13 protein-coding genes and 1 pseudogene are annotated in these 15,945 nt (G+C 54.9%); 9 read left to right on the top strand and 5 right to left on the bottom strand.

Annotated elements, in window-relative coordinates; genetic code table 11:
• The first annotated feature begins 47 nt into the window (after nucleotides 1-47).
• Nucleotides 48-965, top strand: coding sequence for an SPFH domain-containing protein (locus tag WH279_RS09625; protein ID WP_133845719.1), 918 nt, complete (start codon nucleotides 48-50; stop codon nucleotides 963-965).
• Complete coding sequence (locus WH279_RS09620) at nucleotides 962-1,414, top strand: NfeD family protein (protein WP_339456106.1); 453 nt, start codon at nucleotides 962-964, stop codon at nucleotides 1,412-1,414. The genes WH279_RS09625 and WH279_RS09620 overlap by 4 nt, the downstream gene beginning before the upstream one ends.
• Here the strand turns inward: WH279_RS09620 and cueR are convergent.
• Nucleotides 1,411-1,821 carry a Cu(I)-responsive transcriptional regulator gene (cueR, locus tag WH279_RS09615; RefSeq protein ID WP_171148773.1) on the bottom strand — a complete coding sequence of 137 codons (411 nt, stop codon included), beginning with the start codon at nucleotides 1,819-1,821 and terminating at the stop codon, nucleotides 1,411-1,413. The genes WH279_RS09620 and cueR overlap by 4 nt on opposite strands.
• Before the next feature lie 186 nt (nucleotides 1,822-2,007).
• Between cueR and WH279_RS09610 the strand changes: the two genes are divergently transcribed.
• The gene (locus WH279_RS09610) at nucleotides 2,008-2,487 is read left to right on the top strand and encodes a DUF2938 domain-containing protein (protein ID WP_227535806.1); all 480 of its coding nucleotides are present in this window, start codon (nucleotides 2,008-2,010) and stop codon (nucleotides 2,485-2,487) included.
• A gap of 175 nt (nucleotides 2,488-2,662) precedes the next feature.
• On the opposite strand, the pseudogene WH279_RS09605 reads toward WH279_RS09610, so the two are convergent.
• Nucleotides 2,663-4,300, bottom strand: a pseudogene (locus WH279_RS09605) (flotillin family protein); the annotation flags it as partial.
• Nucleotides 4,301-4,338: 38 nt separating this feature from the next.
• Nucleotides 4,339-4,974, bottom strand: coding sequence for an OB-fold-containig protein (locus tag WH279_RS09600; RefSeq protein WP_339456100.1), 636 nt, complete (start codon nucleotides 4,972-4,974; stop codon nucleotides 4,339-4,341).
• A 219-nt stretch (nucleotides 4,975-5,193) separates the two neighbouring features.
• Between WH279_RS09600 and copA the strand changes: the two genes are divergently transcribed.
• The 3 genes from copA to ybaK all read left to right on the top strand — a co-directional run bounded on the left by copA (nucleotide 5,194) and on the right by ybaK (nucleotide 9,267).
• On the top strand, nucleotides 5,194-7,716 hold the full coding sequence (gene copA / locus WH279_RS09595; protein WP_339456098.1) for a copper-exporting P-type ATPase CopA: 2,523 nt from the start codon (nucleotides 5,194-5,196) through the stop codon (nucleotides 7,714-7,716).
• A gap of 87 nt (nucleotides 7,717-7,803) precedes the next feature.
• The gene (locus tag WH279_RS09590; RefSeq protein WP_339456096.1) at nucleotides 7,804-8,607 is read left to right on the top strand and encodes a TraB/GumN family protein; all 804 of its coding nucleotides are present in this window, start codon (nucleotides 7,804-7,806) and stop codon (nucleotides 8,605-8,607) included.
• A gap of 177 nt (nucleotides 8,608-8,784) precedes the next feature.
• Nucleotides 8,785-9,267: a Cys-tRNA(Pro)/Cys-tRNA(Cys) deacylase YbaK gene (gene ybaK / locus WH279_RS09585; protein ID WP_200641403.1), complete on the top strand. Its 483-nt coding sequence runs from the start codon at nucleotides 8,785-8,787 to the stop codon at nucleotides 9,265-9,267.
• A gap of 7 nt (nucleotides 9,268-9,274) precedes the next feature.
• On the opposite strand, the gene WH279_RS09580 is transcribed toward ybaK, so the two are convergent.
• A complete protein-coding gene (locus WH279_RS09580) occupies nucleotides 9,275-10,141 on the bottom strand; it encodes a LysR family transcriptional regulator (protein WP_339456094.1) in 867 nt (288 codons plus the stop codon).
• A gap of 88 nt (nucleotides 10,142-10,229) precedes the next feature.
• Here WH279_RS09580 and WH279_RS09575 point away from each other — a divergent pair, with 88 nt between their 5' ends.
• Complete coding sequence (locus tag WH279_RS09575; protein ID WP_339456092.1) at nucleotides 10,230-10,679, top strand: multidrug/biocide efflux PACE transporter; 450 nt, start codon at nucleotides 10,230-10,232, stop codon at nucleotides 10,677-10,679.
• An 87-nt stretch (nucleotides 10,680-10,766) separates the two neighbouring features.
• Here WH279_RS09575 and ushA read toward each other — a convergent pair whose 3' ends face one another.
• On the bottom strand, nucleotides 10,767-12,518 hold the full coding sequence (ushA, locus tag WH279_RS09570; protein ID WP_421507898.1) for a bifunctional UDP-sugar hydrolase/5'-nucleotidase UshA: 1,752 nt from the start codon (nucleotides 12,516-12,518) through the stop codon (nucleotides 10,767-10,769).
• 192 nt (nucleotides 12,519-12,710) lie between these two features.
• Between ushA and WH279_RS09565 the strand changes: the two genes are divergently transcribed.
• Both WH279_RS09565 and ybaL read left to right on the top strand, forming a co-directional pair.
• Nucleotides 12,711-13,910, top strand: a complete 1,200-nt coding sequence (locus WH279_RS09565) for an MFS transporter (protein WP_200641399.1) — start codon at nucleotides 12,711-12,713, stop codon at nucleotides 13,908-13,910.
• 335 nt (nucleotides 13,911-14,245) lie between these two features.
• Complete coding sequence (ybaL, locus tag WH279_RS09560) at nucleotides 14,246-15,928, top strand: YbaL family putative K(+) efflux transporter (RefSeq protein ID WP_200641398.1); 1,683 nt, start codon at nucleotides 14,246-14,248, stop codon at nucleotides 15,926-15,928.
• Nucleotides 15,929-15,945 lie beyond the last annotated feature (17 nt).

The raw sequence follows: 15,945 nt of genomic DNA, 5'->3' as shown, positions 1-15,945 counted from the left end.
GTGTCGCCCAGTAAAGTGATGAATAATAACAATCTGGAGGTTATTTTATGTTGGCTGTGATTCCCGTCATTATCATTCTGGCCCTGATCCTCGTCTGGTCAGGTATCAAAATCGTCCCACAAGGTTTTCAATGGACCGTTGAACGCTTCGGTCGCTATACCAACACACTCCAGCCGGGTCTGAATCTGGTGATCCCGTTTATGGATCGCGTTGGCCGTAAAATCAATATGATGGAGCAGGTGCTGGATATCCCCTCGCAGGAGATCATCTCTAAAGATAACGCCAGCGTTACCATTGATGCGGTGTGCTTTATTCAGGTGGTTGATCCGGCGCGTGCCGCCTATGAGGTCAGCAATCTTGAACTGGCGATCATCAACCTGACGATGACCAATATGCGTACCGTACTGGGATCGATGGAGCTGGATGAAATGCTGTCGCAACGCGATAACATCAATACTCGCCTGCTGCATATTGTTGATGAAGCGACCAACCCGTGGGGCATCAAAATTACCCGTATTGAGATCCGCGATGTTCGCCCTCCGGCTGAACTGATCGCCTCGATGAACGCACAGATGAAAGCCGAACGAACCAAACGCGCCGATATTCTGGAAGCGGAAGGGGTTCGTCAGGCCGCGATCCTGCGTGCTGAAGGGGAAAAACAGTCGCAAATCCTCAAAGCGGAAGGTGAACGTCAATCTGCATTCCTTGCTGCAGAAGCGCGAGAACGTAGTGCAGAAGCCGAAGCCCAGGCAACAAAAATGGTGTCTGAAGCGATTGCCGCCGGGGATATTCAGGCGATTAACTACTTTGTTGCGCAGAAATATACCGATGCTCTGCAAAACATCGGCTCCTCCAGCAACAGTAAAGTGGTGATGATGCCGCTGGAAGCCAGCAGCCTGATGGGATCCATTGCCGGGATCAGCGAACTGCTGGGCGAAAGCAAAGCGGAGCGTAACCGCCGATGATCGATGAACTGCTCGCCAACCCGTGGTGGCTGTGGCTGACCTTCGGCGGCCTGCTGCTGGCGGCGGAGATGCTGGGTGCCAGTGGTTATCTGCTGTGGAGCGGCATTGCTGCCGTGCTGGTCAGCCTGCTGGTGTGGCTGGTGCCGATGCCGTGGGAGTGGCAGGGGCTGAGTTTTGCCGTACTGACCATTCTCGCTGCATTGTGGTGGTATCGCTGGCTTAAGCACCGCGACCGCCGAAATCCTCCTTCGACGTTGAATCAGCGGGGTCAGCAGATGATCGGCCGCCAGCTGACGCTGGATGCCGGGCTGGTCAATGGCTTCGGGCATGTGCGTATTGGTGATGGTAACTGGCGCGTCCAGGCAGAGGAAGATTTGCCCGCCGGCACCCAGATCACCGTGGTAGCGGTCGAAGGGATCACGCTACGCGTTGTCCGTCGCGACGTTTAACCCTGCTTGGCGCTGTGGCAGCATCCGGCCAGGTGATTAATGATCGGGCACTCGGCGCTGTCATCGCCCGGGCAACTGGCGGCGAGATCGAGCAACTTCTGGCGCATTAGCTGGAGTTCACTGATATGAACTTCGATCTCCCGCACTTTGCTGAGCGTCCTCGCCTTCACATCGGCGCTGTGGCGTTCAGGATCGTTAAACAGGCTGACCATCTCGCGGCACTCATCCAGATTAAACCCGACCTGGCGGGCCTGGCGCAGCAGCGTCAGCTCCTCCAGGTGTCTGGCACTGTAGCTGCGATAGCCATTTTCCGTACGCAGCGGCGGCGTCACCAGCCCTTTCTCTTCATAAAAACGGATCGCTTTGCTGGTTAATCCGGTTTTCTTTGCCACGTCGCTGATATTCATTATTCCTCCGGGCGGCTTAAGCAGGATCCATAACTAATCCAATTTTCTGCCCCAGTCAAACAACAGGTCTTCGTCCCCTCTACTTTGGTACAGGTTGCTGCCGTTTACTTTGACATCCTGCATGCCAATCACAGACAGTCGACAAAATAAACACGTGAAGAGGACGGCACGATGCAGGAGAGTTTAATGCTGGCAGGGCAAGCTGTTTTGTTGGGAACCGGCGCAACACTGGTGATGGATCTCTGGGCATTATTGCAAAAGCAGTTATTCAAAATCCCCTCTCTGGACTATCGGCTGGTCGGGCGCTGGCTGGGGCATATGCGTCATGGGACGTTTAGCCACTACACCATTTTGCAAGCCACTCCGGTCAGGGGGGAAGTGGCCGTCGGCTGGGGAGCTCACTATTTGACGGGGATAATGTTCTCTGCGCTGCTGATTGCCCTCGTCGGCCCACAATGGCTGTCGGCGCCAACGTTCCTGCCCGCGTTGCTGATGGGGATAGTCAGCGTAGTCGCACCGTATTGCCTGATGCAGCCTGCGTTTGGCTTCGGCTTTGCGGCGGCCAACACCCCTGCCCCCTGGACCGTACGCTGGCGCAGCCTGGTCGCCCATACCTCCTTTGGCATTGGCATCTGGCTGACAGCATTACTAATGAGTCAGAGTTAACAATCCCCCTGGTGGGTGACCAGGAGGATTGAGGTCAGATAAGGGGGGTAAATTTCGCGGATGTCAGTGATTCGACGGGAGGTGAGGAAGCCACAGGAACGGCAACCTCCGCACTGGCAGGCGAAGAAGGTGCCTCATCGTTTGCTGCGGGTTGATCGCTGTCACTCGCCTGGGCCGCCACTAGTCCCGCCGTCAGATCGTTGAGCGATCCTCCTGCCAGACCCACTTCCTTCAGCAATGAGTCCAGAATGGGCGCATGGGCACGATAAGAGAGTGCAGCAGACAGCGCCTGTTCCGCCAGATTTCCCCCGGCCATCGTGGCAGTCCCCGAGGAAGCCCCACCTGAGGTGCGATTTAAACAATCCACCTGGATGATTTTAATGCCTTCTATGGCTTTCATCGGCTCCACGGATTTTTCAATAACCGCTGGCAGCGCCTGTAGGAGAGCAAGTTTAAATTTCAGGCTGGTCTGGTCGCTGGAGAGCATATTAACGGCATCATTCAGCGCACGCTGGGCTTCCGCTTCCGCCAGGCCTTTTCTGCGCGTTGCTTCTGCCAGCTGAATAATGGCCGCCGCCTGCAATTCTGCGGCTTCCTTCTCTGCCCGGGCACTCAGGGTTAACTGTACCGCTTTGGTTTCAGCGTCCTGAGTGGCCTCGATCAGGGCAACCTGTTTGGCACGATCGGCCTCCGCGGTTTCACGGGTGGTCACCACGTTTTGTTCGGCTTTTACGGCTTCTGACAGCGCAAGGTTAGCCTGCGCCTGGGCCTGAGATTGCTGTTCAGATTTTGCCGCAATCGCAATGGCTTTATCCTGCTGTGCAATTTCAGTGACACGGGTTTGTTCAATCTCTTTGACCTGAACGTCGCGGCTGGCTTCCACTTCGCGGGTTTTCAGCACCTGCTTACTTTCAATTTCCGCTTCCTGGATCTGACGTTCGGACATGATCCGGCTCTGCTCTGCTTCGCGGCGGCGTTCGGCCTCATAGGTCGCAATTTTCGAGGACTGTTCAGCGCTACGTGTCTTGATCTGCTGTTCCTGATCTAAAGACATGAAAGATTCCTGCTGTTCAATTTCCAGCTTGCGCGCCAGGGCATCACGGTTTTTTTCACGCACGGCAACTTCAACATCCTGCTCAACTTCGTTGCGTTCGCGGCGTCTGCGCTCCGTTTCCTGCGTCAGCTTGGTCAGCCCCTCGGCGTCAAAGGCGTTATTAGGATCGAAAAACTCCTTCGAGGTCTGGTTAAAATTGGTCAGAGAAACGCTTTCCAGCTCAAGACCATTTTTGCTCAGATCTTCCGCCACCGTGTTTTGTACCCCCTGGACAAATTTTTCACGGGTATCCTGCAAATCCTGCATCGTCATCTGTGACGCGGTCGAACGCAGCGCATCAACAAATTTATCTTCCACCAGGATGCGCAGATCCTCGGGGGATAACGTCCGTTGCCCCAGCGTCTGAGCTGCGGTTGAAATACCTTCCACCGTCGGTTTTACCCGCACAAAAAAAGCGACAACCACATCAACACGCATGCGATCTTTGGTGATCAGGCTGTCCACTTTAGAACGGCTCACCTCCAGTTTTAGCGTATTCATGTTAATCAGAATAATTTCATGAAATACCGGCAGAACAATGGAACCGCCGCTAAGAACCACTTTTAGTCCTCCCAGGCCGGTTCTGACAAAGGATTGTTCCGCAGAGGCTTTTTTATACAGCCGGGAGAATATAATCCCCACAATAATAAGGACGACAAAAACGGCTAATGCAATTTCACCCCAGAAATACCAACTATCAATGTTTGTCACTTCTTCCATTACAATCCCTTAGTTAAAAATAGACGTGTGAGGCCGTGTTACCGATGTTCAGACCAGGGATGAGACATCCCTTCGAATAAAGATGAGGTGAGACGCGCCGTAATGATAATGGTCTCGCCAGGGGAGAAAATGTCATCCTCGCTGTCTGGCTGTACGCGTAAATAATGCGTTTGCTGAAACTTATCGACCAGCCGACACTGGGCAGGATGCCCCATGCTGGCCGTTCCTCCCACCACGGTCGCCATACAGCCAATAAAACTCTCTTCAGACAGTGCGCTGCTTTCGTATTGTGGTAAAAAACGCGCAAGGACGGCGCTTATTTTTCGCACGAAAAGCACAGAGATTACGCCCGCTGGTAATGCCACCAGCCCGCCCGCAAGAGGTTTGCCCAGCGCGTACAGCAGTCCCCACTGTAAAACCATTCCGCTGATAGAAAAGCAGGACAGCAAGAGAATAAACAGAATAAGTAAAGGGACTTTGCCAATATTTAGCCAGTCCAGTCCCTGAGAAAATAGAGAATCACCGGCATAGATATGTGGAGATAGCCAAGTGTCAGCATGTGAGAAAACACTCATGCCAAATATCATGGCAAGAATTTCCACCAGACCAAATAACAGGATCAGCGCGAAGGTGATAAGGAAAAGGGCATTTTCAGGTAGAAATATAAAATTCATTGCAGACGCCTCCCTGTCTGATAATACCCGGCTAAAGGTGACGCTGCGCCTGAGTAATAAGCTGAAACAGTTTACGTGCTCGGGAAAGGCAGATCCAGATGTAAATCCGGTTATTTATGCCCTCAGGCCTGGGGATAAATATCGTTACACTGGCTTGACCTTACCCTTGCGGGAAGGTTTAACCTGAGCTTCGGTGACATATTCACTCAGGAGAAAATCATGACACACACGACTTTACTGGCGCTGGACGGACTGACCTGTGGCCACTGTGTTAAACGGGTTAAAGAAGCGCTGGAGCAGCGTGACGACGTGGAGCAGGCGGACGTCACGGTGACGGAAGCGCGCATTACCGGTGACGCCAGCGCCGATGCGCTGATTGCCGCCGTCGAACAGGCGGGTTATCACGCCAGCCTGCCAGAAGGGGCTTCTCACCCAAAGCCTGATACGCTGACAGAATCAGAACCTCAGCCGGAAGCGCTGACAGCGTCCCTGCCAGAGCTTCCGGCGACGACGCCCGCTTCCGATTCCGACAGCTACCAGCTGTTGATTGACGGCATGAGCTGCGCCAGCTGCGTTAGCCGCGTACAGAGTGCGCTGCAAAATGTCGCTGGCGTCAGCCAGGCGCGGGTTAACCTTGCCGAACGCAGCGCGCTGGTGCTGGGTTCGGCTTCCCCCTCCGCGCTCATCGACGCCGTGAGCCGCGCAGGATACGGTGCGGAAATCATTGAAGATGACGTGAAACGTCGGGAAAAACAGCAGCAAACCGCGCAGTCTGCGGTAAAACGTTTTCGCTGGCAGGCGATCCTGGCGCTGGCGCTGGGTATCCCGCTGATGGGATGGGGAATGATCGGCGACAATATGATGCTGACCGCCGACAACCGCAGCGGATGGCTGGTCGTGGGCGTACTGACCCTGCTGGTCATGATCGTCGCCGGGGGGCATTTTTACCGCAGCGCATGGCGCAGCCTGCTGAATCGTAGCGCCACTATGGATACGCTGGTCGCACTGGGTACTGCCGCCGCCTGGCTTTACTCCATCACCGTGAATCTGTGGCCCGATCTGTTCCCGATGGCGGCACGCCATCTTTATTACGAAGCCAGTGCGATGATTATCGGCCTGATTAATCTTGGCCATATGCTGGAGCAGCGCGCCCGTCAGCGCTCGTCAAAAGCGCTGGAAAAATTGCTGGATCTGACCCCGCCCACGGCGCGTGTTGTCACGGAAAACGGTGAGCAGATCCTGCCGCTGAGTGACGTGCAGTTGGGGATGACGCTGCGCGTCACCACCGGCGATCGGGTACCGGTCGACGGCACGATCCTGCGCGGTGAAGCCTGGCTGGATGAAGCCATGCTGACCGGCGAAGCCATCCCTCAGCAGAAGTCATCGGGTGATGCGCTGCATGCCGGGACGGTATTGCAGGACGGCAGTGTGCTGTTCAGCGCCACCGCCATCGGTAAAAATACCACCCTGTCGCGCATTATTCAGTTAGTCCGCCAGGCGCAAAGCAGTAAGCCGGAAATCGGCCAACTGGCGGATAAAATTTCAGCGGTGTTTGTCCCGCTGGTGGTGGCAATAGCCCTGTTCAGCGCTGCCGTCTGGTATCTGGTCGGCCCGGCACCGCAGATCGTCTACACCCTGGTGATTGCCACTACCGTACTGATCATTGCCTGCCCTTGTGCACTGGGGCTGGCTACGCCGATGTCGATTATTGCTGGCGTTGGTCGTGCCGCCGAGTTTGGTGTCCTGGTGCGTGATGCCGATGCCCTGCAACGCGCCAGCACCCTGAGCACCTTAGTCTTTGATAAAACAGGCACCCTGACCGAAGGTGCACCGCGTGTCGTTGAAGTCCTGCTGTTTAACGGGGCTGACCGGCAAACCGTGCTGCGCCAGGCTGCGGCCCTTGAGCTGGGTTCCAGCCATCCGCTGGCACGCGCCATCATTGAGTACGCCGCTCTGGCGACGCTGCCCGAGATTGAGCAATTTCGTACAATACCGGGGCTGGGGGTCAGCGGCATACTCGCTGGCACTCCGCTGCTGCTGGGTAATCCACCGCTGATGGCGCAGCAACAAATTGCGACCGGGGCGATCACTCAGCAGGTGGAACAGCAGGCTGCAAGCGGCGCTACCCCAGTACTGCTGGCAGCCGGAGGGGAAATTGTCGCCCTGTTTGCCATCCGTGATCCTCTGCGTAAAGAGAGCATCAGTGCGCTGCAACGGTTGCATAAACGCGGTTATCAGCTGGTGATGCTGACAGGCGATAACGCCATTACGGCCAATGCCATTGCGCGTGAAGCTGGTATCGATCGTGTGATTGCCGGGGTGTTGCCGGAAGGCAAAGCCGATGCGATCCGCGCCCTGCAACAACAGGGCCAGCAGGTGGCGATGATTGGTGATGGCATCAATGATGCTCCGGCCCTTGCGCAGGCTGATGTGGGGATCGCAATGGGGGGCGGCAGCGATGTGGCCATCGAGACAGCGGCGATTACATTGATGCGTCAGGATCTGAATGCGGTGGCCGATGCCCTGGCGATTTCCCAGGCGACACTACGCAATATGAAACAAAATCTGCTCGGAGCATTTATTTATAACGCCTGTGGCATCCCGATTGCAGCCGGGGTGCTGTATCCCCTGACGGGGACCCTGCTCAGTCCTGTGGTGGCGGGCGCGGCGATGGCACTTTCATCGATTACCGTGGTGAGTAATGCTAATCGTCTGATCCGCTACCGGCCGCCGCAATCGTAAGTCGGCTAATGAGTGCTGCGTTTTGCCCTGTCCGTCAGCGACTTATCACGCTAGCATAGTGTGATTGACAGCATGAGGCAGAAAACGATGGCAAATCTTTTGCACAGATTTCAGATGTTGTGGCGCAGGCTGTGGTCGGTAAGTTACCGCTACCCGGCCCTCGATATCACGTTGGGTCAGCGACATCTGCATCTGGTGGGCAGCATTCATATGGGTACCCGCAATATGATGCCCCTGCCAGCGGTGCTGTATGAACGGCTACAACAGGCCGATGCTCTGATTGTTGAGGCAGATATCACCGGCGGGGCATCCCCCTTCAGTGAAAGTGAGAATTGTCCGCCACTGGCTGAACGGCTCTCCGCGGAGCAGTGGTCACAACTGCAACGCCGCTGTGAAGAGTTAAGCATTGATCCGGAGCGTGTCGATACGCTGCCCGCCTGGCAGGTTGCACTGATGCTTCAGGCGCAGCAGGCACAACGTCTTGGACTACGCGCCGACTGCGGTATCGACTACCAGCTGTTGCAGGCGGCGCGTGAACGGCAAAAAAAAGTGATTGAGCTGGAAGGGCCGGAAACCCAGCTGGCACTGCTGAAATCGCTGCCGGACAACGGCCTGCCGTTGCTCGAAGATACGCTACAACACTGGCAAACCAATGCACGCCTGCTGCAAACCATGGTGAGCTGGTGGCTGGAAGCCCCGCCGGGCAGCATCGGAAAGCTGGCATTGCCCAGCACGTTCAGCAGTAGTCTGAATGACCTGTTAATGCATCAGCGTAATCAACAGTGGAGCCAGTTTTTACGCCAGCTGCCACCCGGGCGCTATGTGGTTGCGGTGGGTGCCCTGCACCTTTACGGCGAGGGAAATCTGCCGGGCCTGCTGATTCAGCGATAAAAAAAAGGCCGATATCTCTATCGGCCCGTCAATAAGGACATATTTATGATTTTTGTTATCGTCTCAGCGGTTACGCTGACGCGGGCAGGATTGTCGCTCAAAGCGTAATATTTCGCCAGCATTTTTGTTCATCAATTGTTCAATCATTCATGGAAAATACGACAGAGGGTTAGGGGTATGACACCTGCTGTAAAACTGCTGGAAAAACAAAACGTCGCCTTTACGCTGCATCCTTATGAGCATGACAGCAGCGAAACCCACTTCGGAGACGAAGCGGTGCGCAAGCTAAACCTGGATGCGGATCAGGTGTATAAAACCCTGCTGGTCGCGCTGAATGGCGATAATAAAACGCTGGCTGTGGCAGTGACACCGGTTGCCGGGCAGCTCGATTTGAAGAAAGTCGCCAAAGCGCTGGGGGCGAAAAAGGTCGAGATGGCTGACCCGCTGTTTGCCCAGCGCAGCACCGGTTATCTGCTGGGCGGCATCAGTCCATTAGGGCAAAAGAAGCGGCTGCCAACGGTGATTGACCACCTTGCGCAGCCGTTTGCTACCATCTTCGTCTCCGGCGGCAAGCGCGGGCTGGATATTGAACTGAAGCCGCAGGATCTGGCGCAGCTGCTTAATGCCAGCTTTGCCGATATCGCTAAACGCGGCGATTAACGCTTCTTTACGCGGAGCGCTGGGCCAGCAACTGATCGATCATCCAGCGCCCTGCCGGGCCGGGTGGCGTGCGGCGTGACCAGATCACATCAACCTGAATACTCTGCGGCCAGCCGTCCACCGGCAGTTCGCGCAGTGTCTGGTGGCCAAACTGCTGGGTCAGCCAGCGCGGCAGAATACTCCAGCCGAATCCCTGCTCAGCCATTTCCAGCAGTAACAGATAAGACTGCGCCAGCCACACTTTTCCGGTCGGTGCAGGCGTGCGCTCCACCCACGTATTCAGCCGCAGCTGACGCAGCGCTTTCAGCTCCTCTTCAGTCACCTTGTCCTGCTGCGCCAGCAGGTGATCCTTATGGAGGAAAATCGCCATTTGTGCCTCCACTTGCAGGCGCTTCACGCAGATATCAGACGGATAATGATCCTGTACCCGCACCACGCCAATATGGGCTCGCTGGCTGTGTAACAGGTCAATCACGTCGGCATCTTCGGCGATCATGCATTCGAATTCAATATCCGGATAGCGACGATCAAAGCGTTGTAGCAGTGACTCATGATAATCAGCCTGCCAAAAATCGGAGATCGCCAGCCGCAGACAAGGTTCGATCTCACCGGAAAGCCGAATAGCCAGCTCGTCCAATTTTGCTGATGCATTGAGGATCTCTTTGACCTGCGCCAGCGCACGCTGCCCGTTTTCAGTCAATACCGGGTTACGTAGCTCACGGCTGAACAGTGTAAAGCCCAGATCGTTTTCAAGATTCGCTATCGCCGTACTGATGGTTGACTGGCTTTTGCGCAGCGCACGCGCCGCCGCCGAGAAGGACCCGCTTTCCACGGTTTGCACAAAAGCTTCCAGTGATTCCGGTGAGTAACGCAAAGATGTATCGCTTTTATCGATGGATAGTCATTTTATCTTAGCAAATAAAACGTGGAAAATAGCGTCCATAGAAAATTAAGGAGGATGTATGTCTGGTCGTACGCTAAAAGAACGTTTTTTCCATGCCGCAGGTTTCGAAGTGCTGGCGATTGCACTGGTGTCACCTTTAGCCGCGTGGATTATGGACAAACCCCTGTTTCAGATGGGTGCGCTGGCCATCATGCTGTCGACGGTAGCCATGATATGGAACATGATTTATAACGCCGGATTTGACCGTCTGTGGCCGCGCGAAAAAGTGACTCGCGGTATCGGACTGCGTATTCTGCATGCGCTGGGCTTTGAAGGCGGCTTTATTCTGATCGGTCTGCCGCTGGCAGCGTGGATGCTGGGCATCAGTCTGTGGCAGGCACTGATGATTGAAATCGCCTTCTTCCTGTTCTTCCTGCCGTACACCATGGCGTATAACTGGGTGTATGACAAAGTCCGTGAACGCATAGTGAATTCACGCCAGCCACAGCCAGTGAACAAACATGGTTAACGGCACTGTGCAGGCGTTGTTGCTGGGGTCGACCGGAAAAGTTGCTGGGGTCGACCAGAAAAATAGTCGACCCCATGGGTAACACCGTTATTGCTTCGCCGTATCCAGTTTCGCCGGACGCCACTGCTTAGGGTCTGCCGGTTTCTCGCTATCTGCTGCTTTCTCCGGTGCCTTCTCTTCTGATTTCGCTTCTGCTTTCTGATAGACAATTTCCCCGGCTGGCTGATACTTCGCCACATCGAGCGGAGAGTGACTCTGGATGTACTGTTTCAGCACTTCGGCATCCACAAAACCGGTATTCACATAGCCAGGCAGCTTATCCACCAGCGGATAGCCATCACCGCCCGTCGCATTAAAACTCAGGGTTGCCATGCGATAGGTTTTATCCGCTTCCAGCGGTTTACCGTTGATGAGGATATGACTAACGCCAGTGCCATCTGCCGTCAGGCTGACGCGCGCGAACTGTGCATAGGCGCCTGAATCAACCTGTTTATTGGCTACCACTGCGAGATACTTCTCGACTTCACTGCCTTTCATATCGACATACACCAGCGTATTACCAAAAGGCTGCACTTTCAGGACATCTTTATAAGTGATGGCACCGCTCTCAATAGAATCACGTACACCGCCGCCGCTCATGATCGCAAAGTCAGCTTTGGTGCGTTCGATCTGCCCTTCAAGAATCAGACGCGCCATGCTGGTCTGCACAAAACGCACTTTGCTGCGATCGCCCTCCAGTCGTCCGTTAACACTGCCGATTTTCACGCCCAGTTGCGCCTCACCTTTTTTCTGGAACGGGGTGAGCAGTTTTTGCATGGCCGGGTTTTTCGCGATCTCGGGAGTGTAATTGACCCAGGTGGTGCTGCCGTCAGCATTCTTCACTTTATGCTTCAGGTTAATCGGCACCAGCTCATAGTGGTCCAGCGTCAGCTTGCCGTTCAGGAAGGTGAAGTCCGCACGGCCGATGTATTTCCCCCACTCGTGAGCCTGGACAATCCAGGTACCGTTCTGGCGATCGGGCGTACAGGGTGTTCCGGGCACATAGTCAGCCTGCTTCACATTCTCTTTCGCCATGCACACCGGATCCTGCGAGTGCCCTCCCACGATCATATCGAGGTAACCGGCTGGCAGTTCACGCGCCATTTCCACATCACCCGGCGCATTCGATCCGTGATGACCGTTGTCGTAATGGCCCATATGTGTGGCCGCAATAATCACATCAGGCTTCTCTTTGGCCCGCAGCTGTTCAACCACCGCTTTTGCTTCGGTTGCCGGTTTATGGAACAGGATGTCGGTAAAGTTTTCCGGATTGCCGATTTTCGCCGTATCGTCGGTGGTGAGGCCAATAACGGCAATTTTCAGCCCCATCCGGTTAAACAGAGCGTAAGGCTGGAACAGTCGCTTTCCGGTGCTTTTCTGATAAATATTGGCGGAGAGCAGCGGGAATTTAGCCCATTTCTGCTGCTGACGCAGCACGGAGAGCGGATTATCGAACTCATGGTTTCCAATCGCCATGGCGTCATAGCCAATCAGATTCATCCCGCGGAAATCGGGTTCCGCGTCCTGCAAATCAGACTCCGGCACGCCAGTATTAATGTCGCCGCCGGAGAGGATCAGGACAGCACCGCCGTGCGCCTGCACGTCATAACGGATCTGGTCCATCATGGTTTTTTGCGCCGCCAGCCCATATTCGCCCTGTTCGTTATTCCAGAAACGCCCGTGATGATCGTTGGTGTGAAGCACCGTGAACTTATAAGTCCGGTCTTTCACCCACGCCTGAGCTATCAATGGGGTGCTTAATAACGCCACCGTCAGCACGCTGGCGAGACTTCTTTTCAATAATGGCACTGTGACCCTCCTTGTTGAACAACTCTGACAACAGAAAAATGAATGGCTGATACCCAAAATGGTTGACGGGTATGATTATGCCGCAGGCTTAACGCTAAAAGATATTTACTGTACCTTATGTTATTAGCAAGCTAAGGGCTTTCTGCACCCTATAAAAACACATGACAATGACAGGTTAACTTAATGGCAAGCGATCACACCCTTTCATCCTCAAAAACGCCGGTCCGGCGTACCGCATTTGGCATACTTGGCGCGATCAGCGTGGCCCATTTGCTTAATGATATGATTCAGTCATTGATTCTGGCGATTTATCCTCTGTTACGCGAAGACTTTTCGCTCAGTTTTGTGCAGATCGGTATGATCACCCTGACCTATCAAATGACAGCCTCGCTGCTACAGCCACTGATTGGCCACTTTACCGATAAACACCCGCAACCCTGGTCGTTGCCTGTGGGTATGGGATTCACCCTTTGTGGGCTGGTGCTGCTGTCGATGGCCAGTACTTTCCCGATGATCCTGGTGGCAGCAGCGCTGGTTGGCACTGGCTCCTCGGTGTTCCATCCAGAATCTTCGCGCGTGGCAAGAATGGCCTCCGGTGGACGCCATGGGCTTGCACAGTCACTGTTTCAGGTAGGCGGTAACTTTGGCAGTTCTCTTGGGCCGCTGCTGGCTGCATTGATTATCGCCCCTTATGGTCGCGGTAATGTCGCCTGGTTCTCGCTGGCCGCCCTGCTGGGGATTGTCGTACTGTTGCAAATTAGCCGCTGGTATCAGAACCAGAACCGCGTTGCCAAAAGTCAGACTGCCCCGGCAGTGAGCCTGCTGCCGCGTCGTCAGGTGGCCTTTGCCATCACGATTTTGCTGGTGCTGGTTTTCTCAAAATATTTCTATCTCACCAGCCTGAGCAGCTACTACACCTTCTATCTGATGCATAAATTCGGGCTTTCCGTGCAGAATGCCCAGCTACATCTGTTTATCTTCCTGTTTGCCGTCGCGGCGGGCACGGTCATTGGCGGCCCAATTGGCGATAAAATCGGTCGAAAAAGAGTGATTTGGGTGTCTATTCTTGGCGTTGCCCCCTTCACGTTGATGTTACCTTATGCCAACTTGTGGTGGACCGGTGCGCTGTCAGTCGTGATTGGCTTTGTACTGGCTTCGGCGTTTTCTGCCATTCTGGTCTACGCCCAGGAATTGATGCCGGGCCGTATCGGTATGGTTTCCGGGCTATTTTTTGGTTTTTCCTTTGGCATGGGTGGGCTGGGTGCCGCCGTATTGGGTGTGGTCGCCGATCATCAGGGCATTGAACTGGTCTATCAAATCTGCGCTTATCTGCCACTTCTTGGAATTCTGACGGCTTTCCTGCCTGATAACCGACATAAATAGTCCCATCCCGGTGCGAATCAATGCAATTGGCACCGGGTCACCTGCTTGTAACGTCTGACCTGCACACTGATAACTGTCTAAAATCGCACTCTGTGCGAACTTTCTCTCAATGATTCAGATTTTTTGCCGTTATAACCAATAATGACAAGCGTCATCCTGTAATATGCCATACACTGAAAACTTACAACTGGACACATTTACACTCTGGATAATTTAAGTTGCTGAAAAACGGCAAGCCTGCGGGTCTCCTGGAGCATAGTCAGTCCTGTGAGCCGGCACTGCCAACGTCGTTACAACTTGAAGTCTCTTGAGTATGCACACAAAAGGAGACAGGCATGCACCACACCACCCCGCTTATCACCACCATTGTAGGAGGCTTAGTTCTGGCCTTCCTCTTCGGTATGCTGGCTAACCGCCTGCGCATCTCTCCTCTTGTCGGTTATCTGTTAGCTGGCGTGCTCGCCGGGCCCTTTACCCCAGGTTTTGTTGCTGATACCAATCTGGCACCGGAACTGGCCGAACTGGGTGTGATCCTGCTGATGTTCGGTGTGGGTCTGCACTTCTCCCTGAAAGATCTGATGGCTGTAAAGTCCATCGCCATCCCGGGTGCCGTTGCACAAATCGCCGCTGCCACACTCTTAGGCATGGGGCTGTCGTGGGCACTGGGGTGGCCAATGATGACGGGTCTGGTATTCGGACTCTGCCTTTCAACCGCCAGTACCGTGGTGCTGCTGCGTGCGTTGGAAGAGCGACAGTTAATTGACAGTCAGCGCGGGCAGATTGCTATCGGCTGGCTGATCGTGGAAGACCTGATGATGGTGCTGGCACTGGTGCTGCTGCCTGCGATTGCCGGGCTGTTTGAAGAAGGTAAAGCCAGCGTCACGATGGTGCTGTTCGACCTGCTGATTACCATCGGCAAGGTGGCGGCGTTTATGGTGCTGATGATGGTGGTGGGGAAACGCGTGGTGCCGTGGATCCTTGCGCGCAGTGCTGCGACCGGTTCACGCGAACTGTTCACTCTTTCCGTGCTGGCGCTGGCGCTGGGTATTGCCTTCGGTGCCGTCGAGTTCTTTGATGTCTCCTTTGCGCTTGGGGCTTTCTTTGCCGGTATGGTGCTGAACGAGTCGGAACTGAGCCACCGGGCCGCGCACGACACGTTGCCCCTGCGTGACGCTTTCGCTGTGCTGTTCTTCGTGTCCGTCGGCATGCTGTTTGACCCGATGATCCTGATCCAGCAGCCGCTGGCGGTGCTGGGTGCACTGGCGATTATCGTCTTAGGCAAGTCATTAGTGGCGCTGTTCCTGGTGATGCTGTTCGGTCACTCCAAGCGCACCGCGCTGACCATCTCCGTCAGCCTGGCGCAGATCGGTGAATTCGCCTTTATTCTTGCCGGTCTGGGTATCTCCCTCAACCTGCTGCCGGACAGCGGGCGCAATCTGGTGCTGGCAGGGGCAATCCTGTCGATTATGCTGAATCCGATTCTGTTTGTGCTGCTGGAACGCTACCTGAAAAAAACCGAGACCATCGAAGAACAGACGATGGAAGAAGCCATCGAAGAAGAGAAGCAGATCCCGGTGGATCTGTGTAATCACGCGGTCATTGTTGGCTTTGGTCGCGTGGGCAGCCTGCTGGGCAGCCGCCTGATGGAAGCCGGTATTCCGATTGTGGTGGTGGAGAACAGCCGCCCACGCGTCGAGGCATTGCGCGAGCAGGGAATCAAAGCGGTACTGGGCAATGCCGCGCGCGGCGATATTATGGAACTGGCCCGTCTGGACTGTGCACGCTGGCTGTTGCTGACCATTCCTAACGGCTATGAAGCCGGAGAGATTGTCATTGCTGCTCGCGAGACGCGCCCGAATATTGAGATTATCGCCCGGGCGCATTATGACGACGAGGTGGATTATATTATGGAGCGTGGCGCGGACCGTGTGGTGATGGGCGAGCGGGAAATTGCCAACAGTATGCTGAATTTGCTGCTGTTGAGCCCGGTGGAAACCCCGGCTGAGTGCCCGATTTAAACGCTAAGGGCCGACCG

Source organism: Erwinia sp. MYb375 (genome assembly GCF_037479175.1).
Classification (GTDB): domain Bacteria; phylum Pseudomonadota; class Gammaproteobacteria; order Enterobacterales; family Enterobacteriaceae; genus Erwinia; species Erwinia rhapontici.
The sequence above is the reverse complement of the archived record's forward strand: the minus strand, read 5'-3'. Positions and strand labels throughout refer to the sequence as shown.

Excerpts from the sequence above, each read along its gene's own strand:
- WH279_RS09625 (WP_133845719.1), top strand. The coding sequence starts at position 48 with ATGTTGGCTGTGATTCCCGTCATTATCATTCTGGCCCTGATCCTCGTC.
- WH279_RS09620 (WP_339456106.1), top strand. The coding sequence starts at position 962 with ATGATCGATGAACTGCTCGCCAACCCGTGGTGGCTGTGGCTGACCTTC.
- cueR (WP_171148773.1), bottom strand. The coding sequence starts at position 1,821 with ATGAATATCAGCGACGTGGCAAAGAAAACCGGATTAACCAGCAAAGCG.
- WH279_RS09610 (WP_227535806.1), top strand. The coding sequence starts at position 2,008 with ATGCTGGCAGGGCAAGCTGTTTTGTTGGGAACCGGCGCAACACTGGTG.
- WH279_RS09600 (WP_339456100.1), bottom strand. The coding sequence starts at position 4,974 with ATGAATTTTATATTTCTACCTGAAAATGCCCTTTTCCTTATCACCTTC.
- copA (WP_339456098.1), top strand. The coding sequence starts at position 5,194 with ATGACACACACGACTTTACTGGCGCTGGACGGACTGACCTGTGGCCAC.
- WH279_RS09590 (WP_339456096.1), top strand. The coding sequence starts at position 7,804 with ATGGCAAATCTTTTGCACAGATTTCAGATGTTGTGGCGCAGGCTGTGG.
- ybaK (WP_200641403.1), top strand. The coding sequence starts at position 8,785 with ATGACACCTGCTGTAAAACTGCTGGAAAAACAAAACGTCGCCTTTACG.
- WH279_RS09575 (WP_339456092.1), top strand. The coding sequence starts at position 10,230 with ATGTCTGGTCGTACGCTAAAAGAACGTTTTTTCCATGCCGCAGGTTTC.
- WH279_RS09565 (WP_200641399.1), top strand. The coding sequence starts at position 12,711 with ATGGCAAGCGATCACACCCTTTCATCCTCAAAAACGCCGGTCCGGCGT.
- ybaL (WP_200641398.1), top strand. The coding sequence starts at position 14,246 with ATGCACCACACCACCCCGCTTATCACCACCATTGTAGGAGGCTTAGTT.